This window comes from Arthrobacter sp. B2a2-09, from assembly GCF_027587375.1.
Lineage (GTDB): Bacteria > Actinomycetota > Actinomycetes > Actinomycetales > Micrococcaceae > Arthrobacter.
Map to the genome: position 1 here is coordinate 246,626 of NZ_JAMXIC010000003.1, position 12,963 is coordinate 259,588.

Consider the following 12,963-nt stretch of genomic DNA (forward strand, 5'->3'; position numbering starts at 1 on the left):
TCATGGCGGAAATCATCGCCGACGCAGATGCTTCAGGATTCGTCCTGGAGCCGGCCCAGGCCGCGGCCGCCGCCCGGCTCTGCCAGCTCGGCGAGGCCCTCACCGTCCGCCGCGCGGGACTCCGCCGAACGGGACTCCTACGACGGCGGACGCCGCGTAGCGTCTACCTTCACGGTCCGGTGGGACGCGGCAAAAGTTGGCTCATGGACAGCTTTTACCGTCAGTTGCCGGGGCGCAAAAGGCGCATCCACTTCCATGATTTCTTCCGTCAACTGCACCGGGGTGTGCATGCTTCGGCGGGGAGGCCCGAGGCCGATAGCACGGCAATCCAGCGTTCGGTGGATTCCTTGCTGTCCGACGTCGACATCTTGTGTTTCGACGAATTCCACGTGCACGATGTGGGTGACGGAATGTTCGTCGCGAAGCTTCTACGGACCGCAGCCCAGCGGCGGGTCCCGCTCGTGGTGACGTCGAACTATCCACCGGATAAGTTGTTGCCGAACCCTCTGTGGCACGATCACTTCGTGCCGACCATCGGGATGATCAAGGAGATGATGGACATCGTGGAGATCGACGGAGACACTGATTTCCGGCGTTCGCCGGTTCCTGGTTCCGCTGCGGCACGGCGCAGCGATTCGCCTGGCCTGGAGGCCTTCGGCAGGGGCAAGATCATTACGCCCGGAACGCCGGCGCAACTGGGAGCTTTCGGTTTGTTCCCGCCGTCGAAATCGCAAGAGCGGATCCTGACCCCCACAACGCAACGGCTTAGCGTCAAGGCGGCCGACGACATGCTCTGGGTCAGCTTCAGGGAATTGTGCGGCGGCCTGATGTCGACGGCGGACTACTTGGCTTTGGCGGAGGACTACGGAACCTGGGTGATCGACGGCGTACCCTCGCCAACGATGGAGTCGGCTGCCGGGTCCGCACCGGCCTGGCAACGGTTCAGCAATGTGGTGGATGTCCTGTACGACCAGGACATCACGCTGTTCCTTGTAGGGCACGGTCCCTTGGACTGGGACTTAGCCGGTGATCTTGCCCAGGATCCGGCACACCGGGCTGGCGCCCAGCCCGTTGACGTGGCCAGAATCGCGAGCCGGCTGTCGCTCCTGGGCCGTGTGGAAGCCTCGGCGCCCTTTGAAGAGGCAGAGGCCGGGGGCAGCTGACAGCTGTTATCAGTCCCGCACGCCACCTGTGTGTGCGGTGAGGTGCGGTGTCTCGACCAGAGTGTCGGGCCGAAGGCCCCATTCGGCCCAGGATCCGTCGTAGACCCGGACACCCTCGCGTCCGAGAATTTCGGTGAGGACGTACCACGCGGTGGCCGCGCGGCCCCCGACAGTGCAGTAGGTGATCAGCTCGTCCTCTCCTTCGAACTCCGGCACGGGGAACTCCAGGCGCAGCTCGTCGACCGGGCGGAATGCGCCTTTCTGGTCGTAGAGATTGCCGAACGGCCGGTGGACCGCCGTCGGGATGTGGCCGGCACGCCCTCCTGGCTCCATTCCGCCGGAGGGCCAGAACCGCTCACCGGCGTACTCGGGCTCGGAGCGGACATCCAGAATCGTTGTTCCAGGGCGGCCGATGGCCTGCCGGACGGCGGGCATGTCAGCGAACAGCCGAGCATTCCGTTCGGTGAGCTGGTGCGGTGCCGCCTCCACAGGGATCGGTGACGTGCCGTAGGGATGTCCTTCGGCGCGCCAGGTATCGCGGGAGCAGTTCAGGATGCGGACGTCGGCGTGTCCGTACAGCTTGAGCAGCCAATAGCCGAGTGCCGGGGCGTAGCCGTAGCAAACGACCGTCGAGGCCGGGCCGATGCCGGATCGGGCCAACAGTCCTTCGATGGTTTGTCTGCCGACCGGGCGATAGCGCTCGTCTTTGAGGTCGGCGTAGACGTTCCACAGCACGGCGCCGTCGATGTGCCATTCATTGTAGGCAGCGGCGGAAACGTCCACTTCGACGACGCGGACCGCGGGATCGTACAGGTGATTTGCCAGCCAGATGGGTTCGATGAGCATGTCCACAGTCTGCGCGCTTGTCGTTGGGCCAGAGTTGGCTCAAGGTTGGCGCTACCTTGGCGTCGGCGTGTCTGCCTATTCCACTTGGATCCACCCCAGCAGATCCTCGCGACTCACGGACCGGAGGAGCGCCGGGTGGTCGCTGGCGATGTGGCCGCGGATCGCTCCGATCACTTCCTCGTCGGTGTCGCCGCGGACGACAAACCCGCATTCGCATCGGATGAGCTTCGCCATAACGACCTCCCAAAACTGGTGGGGCCCTCTCCGGAATGATGGGGGCACATGCGATCATGGTGTCATGACCGTGCAGTCAGCGCTGCGTCTCCAGATCTGCGGGCCGCTGGTTGTGGAGCGGGACGGGCTCAGGCTCGATCGCAGCCTGCCCGGTCGTCAGGGGCGCCTGATGTTCACGTACCTCGTCGTCAACCGCCACCGTCAGGTGGCCCGCGACGAGCTCGTCGAGGCGCTCTGGCGCTCCCCCGATTCCGCCGGGATCGACGCGCGCCTCAACCCGTTGATCTCTAAGCTTCGCCATGTTTTCGGCCCGGATGCGGTGGATGGACGCGTCACTGTCCAGCTTCACCTCCCCGAAGCGTGGATCGATCTCGAAGCCGCCGTGGAGGCAATTCACCGCGCCGAGTCCGCCGTCGCTCAGCAGGACTGGACCCGTGCCTGGGGACCGGTTCTGGTCGCCTTGTTCGTCGCCGAACGCGGATTCCTGCCTGGCGAGGATGCCGATTGGATCGACCAGACTCGCAATCAGCTCGGCGAGATCCGGCTGCGAGCCCTGGAATGTTACGCGGCCACCGAGCTCGGCATCGGCGGCGCTGAACTCGCCGGTGCGCTCCGTGCCGGCCGCCGGCTCATCGCTCTGGACCCTCTGCGCGAAAGCGGCCATCGCTACCTGATGCAGGCTCTCGCCGCCCAGGATAACCTGGCCGAGGCGCTGGCCGTGTACGGCCTGCTGTCCGACCTTCTCCGCGAGCAGCTTGGCGTCTCGCCCAGCCCGAGGACCCGGGCGCTCTACCAGCAGCTCCTCGAACAGACCTGACCTCCGGGGAACCCTCCCCTTTATCATGCGAGCGATCAAATCCACAGGTCGGGGCGAGCCAAATCGGTCTGGATCGCGCGGATGATCGAGGCGAGGATCCCGGACGAGAGAAGTCCAGACCCCAGCGGACCGGAGGAATTCTCACCCAGCGGTGGCAAGCGTCGAAGCGCGGACCGCGCCTCGGCGCTCATGTGCTCGAGTTGCCAGCGGATCTCGTCGTCGACCGTCTGGGGCCGATCGGGTGCCGCCAGCCCGGCCGCTTTCGCGGCGTACGCGGCTGCCCCCAATGCGTGCGCGCCCATGTGAGCGACGGCCGCGGCTTGCGTGGCAGCCCGCGCGGCCGCGACCGCGGCAGGGCTACTCACCTCGCGTGCGGCCCTGCCAGCAACAAACCGCCGGCGGATCTCCTCGGCGGCACCGAGCTCGCCGCGAGCGAAGGCTCGGGCTCGGGCGATGGCGTCGCGGGGGCGACCATCTTCCGGAGCCTCCGCCTCAAATAAGGCCACGACTCGCTCAGCGCAGTCCGCAGCCCAAGTCGCGACGACGCGGCGCTCGGCCTCGCTTAGTGTCTGTGGAGACGCCATATTAGAACCCTACACACGACCCTCACCACCAACTGAATGTCACACCCCTGCAGTAGATCTCTGTCGAGCCCGGCACGGGGCAGATCACGGTGACCTCGATTCTGGTCAAGACGGATATCGCGACTTATTCGTGCGGCATCATGGGCGGCCCAGGCCTGATCCTGGACTCAAGCCCCGTCCGGTGAGGGACCGGCGATTGAGGGCGTTGACGCATCCCTCACCGGATACGCATCCTTGGCGGTGGTCAGTCGGTGCTGATGCGTTTCGCCGTGACCGCCACGGTGGTGTACGGCATATTGAGGCTGCCGCCCATTGCGTCGATTGCGGCTCCGACGCCGTCCAGTATTTTCGAAAGCTTGCCCGGCGTGAGCTGAGTGAGAGTTCCATGGGTGGGGAGCTGGTCCAACCATTCGTCCTTGGTGTAGGCGTGGTTCCAGTGGAACTGCCATTGCTCTGGTTCGCTGAACGCGCCCGCTTCTCGGATGCCGTCTGCGATCTTGTCGAACAGAGGCTGGTACGCGTCCAGTGCGGGCTTCGTCACCAGACTGCTTAAGTTGAACGGCGCGTCCCCGGCCACCTGCCGATAGGCGGTTGCGAGGGCTTCCATCACTTCAGGAGGGTACTGGAATACGTGGTGGAAAGGTGCGAGCAGGCCCTGCGGCTGCAGCGCCCGGGCAGCCTTGGCCGCTCCGGCGACGGGGTCCACCCAGTGCCATGCTGTGCCGGCAACGACCGCGTCGAAGCGCCGGCCGGCTGGGTTCCATGCCTCGAACGTCGCTACCTCGACGTTGACCCCGGTGCGCCGGGCGAACTCGGCCATCCGAGTGTCGGGCTCCACGCCGAGGACGGTGCAGCGGGCTGCTTGGAACTGCCGAGCTTCGATGCCGGTGCCGCACCCGACGTCGAGGATGTCTCGGCCGGGGCTCGAAGCGATGATCCGGTCGATCAGGACATCGGGATAGCGCGGCCGGGTACGGTCATAGCGTGCGGTGTCTGAGCCGAACGACTCGGCCGTCTCCCGGTGCCGATGAGGCTCAACCTCCGCAGACTGACTGTCATGGTTCATGCGAGCCAGTATGCATCCTCCACTCATGAGAGATGCAAGCCCCGGCAGTTTCTCGATGTCGAAGAGGTTGTCCGCGCACTCCGCAATAGAAGTGGCCGCCAGCTTTGGCACTTGGCGGCGGACAGCCGCCTCAGAGCAACAGGACCAGCCCGACGCCGGCTGCCGCGGCTCCGACGCATGCCGCCATAGTGCCCACTCCATTGAGGAGGGCCAGGCCGGTCCGGCCGCTCTGGACAAGCCTGACGGTCTCCAAGCTTGCCGTGCTGAAGGTGGTGTATCCGCCAAGGAATCCGGTGCCGAGAATCAGCTGAAGGGATTCAGGAGCCTGATGTGCCATGACCAGTCCCGCCAGGAGCCCCATGAGCAGCGACCCGGAAAGGTTGATGAAGATCGTGCCCAGCGGCAGCGCAGTCCGCGCCCAGGAACGAAACAGCCCGTCAACTATGAACCGGGCGGCCGCCCCTACGCCACCCGCGAGAGCGACCAGAAGGACAATCATGGTTGCGCCTTCCGCTTCTGTTGGGCCGTCCTGTGCCGGAACGCTCCAAGCCAAATCCCCAGGATTGTGGCCGCGGCACCGCCCAACAGGCTGGCTACCATGTACCACATAGCGTCCATCCCGCGTCCTGCTCCGAAGAGATGCACCGTGTCCAGAGCGAGGGTGCTGTAAGTGGTGTAGGCCCCCAGGAAGCCACTTCCGATACCCAACCGCGCAACCCGGCGGAGACCGGCGTCGGGCCCGCTCCGGGCGAGTGCTTCAAGGAGCCAGCCAAGAGCGAGCGCGCCAGACAGGTTGATAAGCAGGGTGGGCAGCGGCCACGCGTCTGGAGCCGGAACGGCCATCCCAAACTCGTAGCGGCTTAACGCGCCCAGGATTCCCCCGGCCGCCACGAGCAGAACAAACCGCCCGTGCAAATGGAGCGGGCGGTGCGAGTGCCGGTCGGCTGGCGCCGTCTGGGTTTGGGCTCCGGGCGGGGCGGTGCTGCTTTCCTTCATTGATCCCTGCTTGCGTCGTGACGGCCCAAGGGAACCATGAGCACGGGGCAGTTTTGGCGATGTGCCAGATGCAAGGCTACCGATCCGGTGACCAGTCCTTCAAACTTCGGGCCGAGGCCATGTTCCTTGGTTCCCACGACGATCATGGAAGCGTTGATACTCGCGGCATAACGGCCTAGTGACCGGGCAGGCTCGCCGGCGAGCGTCACAAAGGTCCACCGCACGCCCGTTCCGTCAAGTTGATCCGCGATGCGGGATTGGAGCGACTCCGCGATGGCCGCGGCGTCGTCGTCGATTCCGTCGGGGTCGATCGGTTGGGCCACCAGATGCCCATTCCGGTCCCCTGCCGCCGGGAAACTCGTGACATCAGCGAAGGCCAAGACCAGTTCCAATCCGGCGCTAAGCGCTACTTCCGCTGCTTTCTCAACCACCGTGCCAGGCTGGTGTGGGAGCACCCCTGCCAGCACCGGTCCGGTCAAGCGGGCGGAGCTGCCCTTGGCCAGCGGCGTGTCCTCGCCACGGGGGTTGCTCATGGGGCCTCCAAATGTCCGGGGTTGGCAGGATGTGGGTTCTTCCGCCTTGCTCCAGTATGGGCTTCGACGACTGGCGTTGTCCCAAGCGCTAAGAAAGAATGTCGATATGTGCGGTCGGTTCAGTGTCGGGTTCGAAGCAGACTATCTCTCGAGGAAGCTCGGTGCCGTGCTGCGCGGTGATACCGACTACCCTTCGCCAACGCTCCAGATCAACCCGACTGACCCCGTGGTCTTTCTGCGGGGACGGGCTGGAGACGGGTCAGTCGGACGGGAGCTCGCGGCCGGGCGGTGGGGCTTGGTACCAACATTCTCCAAGTCCTTCGATTCGAAGGTACCCACCTGGAATGCGCGCTCGGAAACCGCCGGGGCAATCCCGGTATTCAGAGCTTCCCTGCCCAAGTGGCGGGCTGTCGTTCCGGCCTCCGCCTACTACGAGTGGAAGAAATCGGGTCCAGGCCGCAAGGATCCCAAGCAGCGCTACATCGTCGAACCGAAGGACGAGCTGATTACCTTCGCGGGATTGTTTGCGCCATGGCGCGACGAGAGCATCGAGGACAAGTCCGCGCCCGGCGCATGGCGTTTGTCCTGCTCGATCCTGACCATGGATTCCCCTCCGGAAGGCGTTCACGAGAGACTGCACAATTTGCATGACCGGATCCCGGTTCCGATCTCTCCGGACATGATCGACGATTGGATCGACCCCAAGGAAACCAGGGGCCAGGCCCTGTTGGACGCCGTGCTGGGCGATGCGTACGGCTTGGCGTCGTCATGGACGATGAGGCCCGTGGAACTCGTGGAGGACAACACCAAGTTGGTGGACGTCGCGAACCCGGCCGCCTGACTCAACGCTCTCAGCGCTCAACGCTCGTAGCTCTCAACGTTCATAGCGCAGCTCGGCCCTCACGTCCGTATCCTTGAGCCAAGTCAATCTGGTAGCCGATCCGAAGGGATTCGGCCACCACTGCACCAGGACCTTGCCCTCCGACGTCCGGGTGACCATGGCCGGAACATATTGAAGGTACTTCGGCCAAACAAGCTTGGCGATAACGGGCACCCTTGAAACGGTTGACAGAGGCTCCGTTTGACGCGGAGGCGGGGCACCGACTGAATTCAACGGCGCGGGATATTCGGGCTGGTCAGGCATGCCCGAATACTACTGCGAGGCATCGACAATATGGAGGTCAGGAGATTCGAACTCCATAGCTCCATCATTCCGGGCACGGGCGTGCGGCGGCCACTCCCCATACCGCTGGGAAATGGCCGCCAAGGCCAAAGCCGGCCTAAAGCCGGGTGTCGAACGAATCGCAGAACACGTTCTCGTTGAACGTACCCTGGAACTCGGACTTGCCCTGGATTTTCTGGATGGTAGCCCGGATGGCCTCGCGAGTCCCTGCATGGGCGTTGATGGCGGTCTTGACCATCGGCACATCGATCAAGTGGTTCGGCTGGTTCAGCGAGACGAACACCGTTGGGACTTCCGTGACGTACCAAGGGATTTCCGCCGCCATGGGGCTGGACCACTTGATGCGGATCGCAGCCTCTTGGGCAAAGCCCTTAACGTTGGCGAAGACGAATGCGGCATCATACTTGTCCGCATAATCGCCGGTGGCTTCGTCGGAGATGACGCTCATGAAGTTCACGCCCGTCTCCCCCGCCGCTTCACGCTGTTCCGCCGTCTTGAAGAGGTGGACCTCGAAACCGGCGATTTCAAGTTCTTCCTTGACCGTATCCAGGTAGGCCAGCGGATCGGCCCGAGTGAAATCGGAACCGCCGGAGATTCCGTACAGGCGAATGCGCTTATGCGTTTCCGGCGTGATGGGCAGGTTGCCGGCAGTGTCCTTGATCAAGGTGACGGTCTTGTCGGCGATTTCGGCGGCGACGGCGCGGTGGGCGTCGCTGCCGACCAGCCGCAGCGCTTGGGGCGACGGCGTCAATTCTTCCGGCAGTTTCTTGTGCAGCCCCAGGCTGGCCTTCAACCCCAGGATCCGGCGCAGTGCGTCATTTAGGCGCTGCTCGGTGATCACACCGGATTTGTAACCGTCCATCATGTACTGGAAGTCCTCCGCCGGGCTGCGGAAGAACAGGAACATGTCGCAGCCGGCGGCGATGGTGGCTGGAACGAGGTCCTTGCGCTTCTTGGCCTGGGTGAGGCCGACCATCTGGGATGCATCAGTGAGGATCAGCCCGTTGAAGCCGAGTTCGCCACGGAGCAAGTCCTGGAGCAGCTCCGGAGCGAGGGTGGCTGGCAGGATGTCCTTGTCCTCGGTCCCCGGACGGAAATGCCGCGTGAGCTCAGGCGCCCCGATGTGTCCGGCCATGATCGACTGGACCCCGTGGCCGATCATTTCCCGGTACACGTGCCCGTAGCTGGAATTCCATTCGGCGTACCCGAGCGTGTTGTATGAAGTGACCACGTGCTGGTCGCGTTCGTCCACGCCGTCGCCCGGGAAATGCTTGATGGCACAGACGGTGGGAGACTCACTGATGCCGTCGAAGTACTCCTTGGCGCGCTCCACCACGATTTCCGGTGTGTTGCCGAACGCCCGGGTGGAAATGACCGTGTTGCGCCAGTTGTAGTGGATGTCCACGATCGGCGCGAAGGCCCAGTTGCAGCCCAAAGCCGCGGTTTCAACACCGGCCACCTGGCCCATTTTCCTGGCGATGGACTTATCCGGGTGGGAACCGGCCTGCAGGTGGGTCGACACGAAAGTTCCGTCGTCGCAGCTTCCTGCTCCTCCCATTTCCGGGTTGGAGGCCACCAGAAGCGGGATGCGTGTTTTGGACTGGGCATAACGGATGTGTTGCTGGACAGCGGCGGACGGACCCGGCCTGTACCGCATCCCACCGACGTGATAGTTCTCCAGTACACCGTCGAGGTACTCCGGGGAGTAATCGTTGTTGTGGTTGATGAAGAGCTGGCCGATTTTCTCCTCGAGGCTCATGCCGCGGATGGTTGAGTCCACCCACGCAACGGCGTCGTCGTCGAGGTTGAACGGAGCCGACTGAAGGTCGACGTCGAACGGCCGCGCTTGGATGCCCACCGCACCGGTGGCGCTGCCCGCCGGAGCTTTGGAACGCGCGACGGCGGCAATCCCGGCTAGCGCTTCCGCGACCACCTCGCTGACCGGGACGGCGATGTCGACGACGAACCCGGCCTCGTCGGCGTCGAGCGCTTCCAAGGTGGCGAGCTGCGAATCAAGGAGGGCAGGCGGCATGAAGTGACCGGAACGCCCTTCTGTCCGTTCCCTAAGCACCTCTTTGCTGCCGTGCAGGTGCAGGAAGACGGTGTCCGGGGCTTTCTCACGAATGGCATCCCGGTAGCTGCGCCGGAGGGCGGAGCAGGCGAGCACCAGCCCGCCGTCTCCGGCGTTGGCGAGTTCGGTGCCCACCGTCGCCAGCCACGGCCAGCGGTCTTCATCAGTCAGCGGGGTTCCCGCGGCCATCTTGGCGACGTTTTCCACCGGATGGAGCGAATCGCCGTCGAGGAACGGAACTCCCAGCGCCCGGGCGACGAGGTCTCCGATGGTGGTCTTGCCGCAGCCGGAGACGCCCATCACCACGATGCGGATCGGTTTGACCGACGCCGCGTTCGGGTCACCAGTCGTGGCCACGTTCCTACCAGTCATGAACTGTGCCGTCCACGAGGCGGTTGTAGGGCAGGTAGGCCTGCTGGTAGGGGAAGGAGTTGGCGGCTTCTTCGTTGAATTCGACGCCGAGGCCCGGCTTGTCGCCCGGGTGAAGGTAGCCGTCGGTGAAGGTCATCGACTGCTCGAAGACCGTGTTCGTCTTGTCCGAGTGCTGCATGTACTCCTGGATGCCGTAGTTGTGGATGGCCAGGCCCACGTGCAGCTGCGCGGCGAAACCGACAGGGGAAATGTCCGTAGGGCCGTGGAAGCCGGACTTGATCTGGTACTGGGCAGCGAAGTCCATGACCTTCTTCAGCGGCGAGATGCCGCCGAAGTGCGTGGACGCGGCCCGGACGTAGTCGATCAGCTGTTCCTTGATGAGCGTCTGGAAGTCATAGACCGTGTTGAAGATTTCACCGATCGCCAGCGGCGTGGTGGTGTGCTGGCGGACCAGGCGAAGCCCTTCCTGGTTTTCGGCCGGGGTGCAGTCTTCGAGCCAGAACAGGTCGTACGGTTCCAGGGCCTTGCCGAGCTTGGCGGCCTGGATGGGGGTCATGCGGTGGTGGCCGTCGTGCAGCAGCGGGATTTCCGGGCCGAATTCGTTGCGGACCGCTTCGAAGACGGTGGGCAGGTGGCGCAGGTAGGCGCGGGTGTCCCAGTCCTCTTCCTGCGGGAATGCGCCGCGGCCGGCGGGTTCGTAGTCATAGCGCTCACCTGAGGCCTGCGCCTGCGCGGCGACGCCGTAGACGGCCTTGATGCCCGGGATGGCTGTCTGGATGCGGATCGACTTGTAGCCCAGTTCCAGGTGCTCCCGGACCGAATCGAACAAGGAAGGGATGTCCGCGCCCGAAGCGTGCCCGTACGCGCGGAGCCCGTTGCGGGAGGCGCCGCCCAGGAGCTGGTAGACCGGCAGTCCGGCAACCTTGCCCTTGATGTCCCACAGGGCCATGTCGACGGCGGCGATGGCGGCCATGGTGACCGGGCCGCGGCGCCAGTACGAGGAGCGGTACAGGAGCTGCCATGTGTCCTCGATGCGGTGCGGGTCCTTGCCGATCAGCAGCTGCGCAACGTGTTCCTTCAGATACGCGGCCACGGCGAGTTCACGGCCGTTCAGGGTCGCGTCGCCGATGCCGGTCACGCCGTCCTCGGTGGTGATCCGCAAGGTCACGAAGTTCCGGGTGGGGCTGGTCACGAAGACTTCAGCGGCAATGATTTTCACAGCTGGTCCTTTCAGGGTTGCTGATCGAGGGCTGGCCTGGCCCGGATGCGACGTGCACCACAGGGCGGGTAAAGACGATCTTAGGATGGATGACAATTATTGGCAACCGGTTGCAGTATTATTTCGTGGAGATTTTTTCTGGTCCGGCGGTCTCCCGAGCCGTTTCCGCGGCGACCCGCCCGGCGAGGGTCGCGGCGGCGCCCTCCCCGCCGAATGGCGCCGCGCCGGACGCTTCCAGGGAACGACGGGCTTTGATCTCGCCCAGGATCTGGGCATGGAACGCGTCGGTCAGCTTGTACTTGGCCATGACGACAATTGCGAGGATGGTCATGATGGCGGGCAGCGCGCCTGCGGCAAATTGGATGGCCTGCAGGGATTCGGCGCTGTGCGTAGGGCCGGACTTGTAGCCGCCCGCGGCGAGTGCGTATGCGGCAAGGGCGCCGCCAACGGCTTGGCCCGTCTTGCGCGTGAAGGAGAACAGCGCGTAGGTGATGCCTTCAGTCCGGACACCGGTCTTCCACTCGCCGTATTCCACAGTGTCCGCCTCGAGGGCCCACACCACGATGTTGACGGCCATGACGCCAAGCATGCTCAAGAGCAGACCGGAGAACCCGACCCAGACCATGGTTGGCGGGGCGAAGAAGACGATCCCGCCGCCAATCGCGGAGAGGAGTCCGGCAGCAACGTAGATGGTCTTCTTGCCGAAGTTTCGAACCAGCCTTGGCATGAGCGGAGCGAGGGCAAACGTCACCACCAGTTGGACGATGGCGAGGACCGCGTAGAGATCAAGCCGTCCCAGGACGTCACGCAGGTAGTAGAGCTGTACCGACGACAACGCCAGGTAGCCGGTCAGGAAGAGGAAGGAGCTCAGGCACAGCATGAGCAGGGGACGGTTGGTCTTGAGCGTCGCCATGCTTTGCTTGAAGGAAACCTTTGGTACCGCACGGTGGACCCGCTCCTTGGCGGTCAAGAACGTGAAGAAGTACAGCGCTGCGCCGATCACGACGAAGACCAGGGTGATCGTCGTGAAGAGTCCCTGAAGGTTGGCGCCAGGTTTGATCAGCGGGGCAACGAAGATGCCCAGAGCGGAGGCGACGAGGAGCCCACCCACTGAACGGGCAGAGCCCAGCTTGGCTCGCTCCCCCGGGTCTTGGGTCATCGCGCCGGCCAGCGAACCGTACGGGATATTCACCAGCGAGTAGGCCAGGCCTAGGGCCGCGTATGTCACGTAGGCGTAGAGCAACATCCCCGTTTGGCCGATCTGCGGAATGGAGAAGGCTGCGACACTCAGGAGCAGCAACGGGATGGAGCCGAACATGATGAATGGGCGGAATTTTCCGAACCGCTTGCTGTAGGCGCGGTCAACCAATCGTCCGGCAAAGACATCAGAGAAAGCGTCGAAGATCCTGACAGTAAGCAACAGGGTCCCGGCGGCCGCCGCGGATATGCCCGCGACATCGGTGTAATAGACGAGCAGGAACATGGTGGCAGTAGTGAAGGCAAGGTTGTTGGCGGCGTCGCCCGCCCCATAGCCTACGATGCTGAGTTTGCTGAGCTTGTTCATTGCGGGCTCCTTTACCCTTGCCGGTACCCCATGTTCCGGCTTGCGATGATGGAAAGGCTTCGGCCGAACCAGGCCTGAAATTGTTGAAGCTTGATGTAATTCTAATCACCCTGGCAACTATTCGGCAAGCGGTTGCCAAATGTTTCCATAGAATTTTCCTGAGGCTCTCGCTCACATATAGCGCCTGCCGGCCAAACCCTCGCTCACAAACAGCGCCTGCCGGCCAAACCCTCGCTCACAAACAGCGCCTGCCGGCCAAACCCTCGCTCACAAACAGCGCCTGCCGGCCAAACCCTCGCTCACAAACAGCGCCTG

Annotated in this window: 14 protein-coding genes; 3 read left to right on the top strand and 11 right to left on the bottom strand. The window is 64.0% G+C overall.

Features of this window, described 5'->3' with window-relative positions; genetic code table 11:
- Window positions 1-2: 2 nt before the first annotated feature.
- Window positions 3-1,163 carry a cell division protein ZapE gene (zapE, locus tag NFJ07_RS05155; protein ID WP_269992969.1) on the top strand — a complete coding sequence of 387 codons (1,161 nt, stop codon included), beginning with the start codon at window positions 3-5 and terminating at the stop codon, window positions 1,161-1,163.
- A gap of 9 nt (window positions 1,164-1,172) precedes the next feature.
- Here the strand turns inward: zapE and NFJ07_RS05160 are convergent, their stop codons facing one another.
- Complete coding sequence (locus NFJ07_RS05160) at window positions 1,173-2,009, bottom strand: sulfurtransferase (protein WP_269992970.1); 837 nt, start codon at window positions 2,007-2,009, stop codon at window positions 1,173-1,175.
- A 75-nt stretch (window positions 2,010-2,084) separates the two neighbouring features.
- Window positions 2,085-2,243: a DUF1059 domain-containing protein gene (locus tag NFJ07_RS05165; RefSeq protein WP_269992971.1), complete on the bottom strand. Its 159-nt coding sequence runs from the start codon at window positions 2,241-2,243 to the stop codon at window positions 2,085-2,087.
- A gap of 64 nt (window positions 2,244-2,307) precedes the next feature.
- Between NFJ07_RS05165 and NFJ07_RS05170 the strand changes: the two genes are divergently transcribed.
- Entirely contained in the window at window positions 2,308-3,060 is a 753-nt protein-coding gene (locus NFJ07_RS05170) for an AfsR/SARP family transcriptional regulator (protein ID WP_269992972.1), read from the top strand.
- Between the two features lie 35 nt (window positions 3,061-3,095).
- On the opposite strand, the gene NFJ07_RS05175 is transcribed toward NFJ07_RS05170, so the two are convergent.
- The 5 genes from NFJ07_RS05175 to NFJ07_RS05195 form a co-directional block, all read right to left on the bottom strand.
- Window positions 3,096-3,644 (bottom strand): putative immunity protein, encoded by a 549-nt coding sequence (locus NFJ07_RS05175; protein ID WP_269992975.1) that lies wholly within the window; start codon window positions 3,642-3,644, stop codon window positions 3,096-3,098.
- A 244-nt stretch (window positions 3,645-3,888) separates the two neighbouring features.
- Window positions 3,889-4,710 (bottom strand): class I SAM-dependent methyltransferase, encoded by an 822-nt coding sequence (locus NFJ07_RS05180; RefSeq protein ID WP_269992977.1) that lies wholly within the window; start codon window positions 4,708-4,710, stop codon window positions 3,889-3,891.
- A gap of 130 nt (window positions 4,711-4,840) precedes the next feature.
- Window positions 4,841-5,209, bottom strand: a complete 369-nt coding sequence (crcB, locus tag NFJ07_RS05185) for a fluoride efflux transporter CrcB (RefSeq protein WP_269992978.1) — start codon at window positions 5,207-5,209, stop codon at window positions 4,841-4,843.
- The gene (locus NFJ07_RS05190; protein ID WP_269992979.1) at window positions 5,206-5,706 is read right to left on the bottom strand and encodes a fluoride efflux transporter FluC; all 501 of its coding nucleotides are present in this window, start codon (window positions 5,704-5,706) and stop codon (window positions 5,206-5,208) included. The genes crcB and NFJ07_RS05190 overlap by 4 nt, the downstream gene beginning before the upstream one ends.
- Window positions 5,703-6,239 (bottom strand): universal stress protein, encoded by a 537-nt coding sequence (locus NFJ07_RS05195; protein WP_269992980.1) that lies wholly within the window; start codon window positions 6,237-6,239, stop codon window positions 5,703-5,705. Before NFJ07_RS05195 ends, NFJ07_RS05190 begins: the two co-directional genes overlap by 4 nt.
- Before the next feature lie 106 nt (window positions 6,240-6,345).
- On the opposite strand from NFJ07_RS05195, the gene NFJ07_RS05200 reads away from it, so the two are divergent.
- Complete coding sequence (locus NFJ07_RS05200) at window positions 6,346-7,080, top strand: SOS response-associated peptidase (protein WP_269992981.1); 735 nt, start codon at window positions 6,346-6,348, stop codon at window positions 7,078-7,080.
- Between the two features lie 33 nt (window positions 7,081-7,113).
- Here NFJ07_RS05200 and NFJ07_RS05205 read toward each other — a convergent pair whose 3' ends face one another.
- From NFJ07_RS05205 to uidB, 4 genes are all read right to left on the bottom strand, one after another.
- A complete protein-coding gene (locus NFJ07_RS05205) occupies window positions 7,114-7,383 on the bottom strand; it encodes a hypothetical protein (protein ID WP_139359719.1) in 270 nt (89 codons plus the stop codon).
- A gap of 136 nt (window positions 7,384-7,519) precedes the next feature.
- Window positions 7,520-9,865 carry a gluconokinase, GntK/IdnK-type gene (locus NFJ07_RS05210; RefSeq protein ID WP_269992982.1) on the bottom strand — a complete coding sequence of 782 codons (2,346 nt, stop codon included), beginning with the start codon at window positions 9,863-9,865 and terminating at the stop codon, window positions 7,520-7,522.
- Entirely contained in the window at window positions 9,855-11,084 is a 1,230-nt protein-coding gene (manD, locus tag NFJ07_RS05215; RefSeq protein ID WP_269992983.1) for a D-mannonate dehydratase ManD, read from the bottom strand. Before manD ends, NFJ07_RS05210 begins: the two co-directional genes overlap by 11 nt.
- 118 nt (window positions 11,085-11,202) lie before the next feature.
- On the bottom strand, window positions 11,203-12,648 hold the full coding sequence (uidB, locus tag NFJ07_RS05220) for a glucuronide transporter (protein WP_269992984.1): 1,446 nt from the start codon (window positions 12,646-12,648) through the stop codon (window positions 11,203-11,205).
- Between the last annotated feature and the right edge of the window lie 315 nt (window positions 12,649-12,963).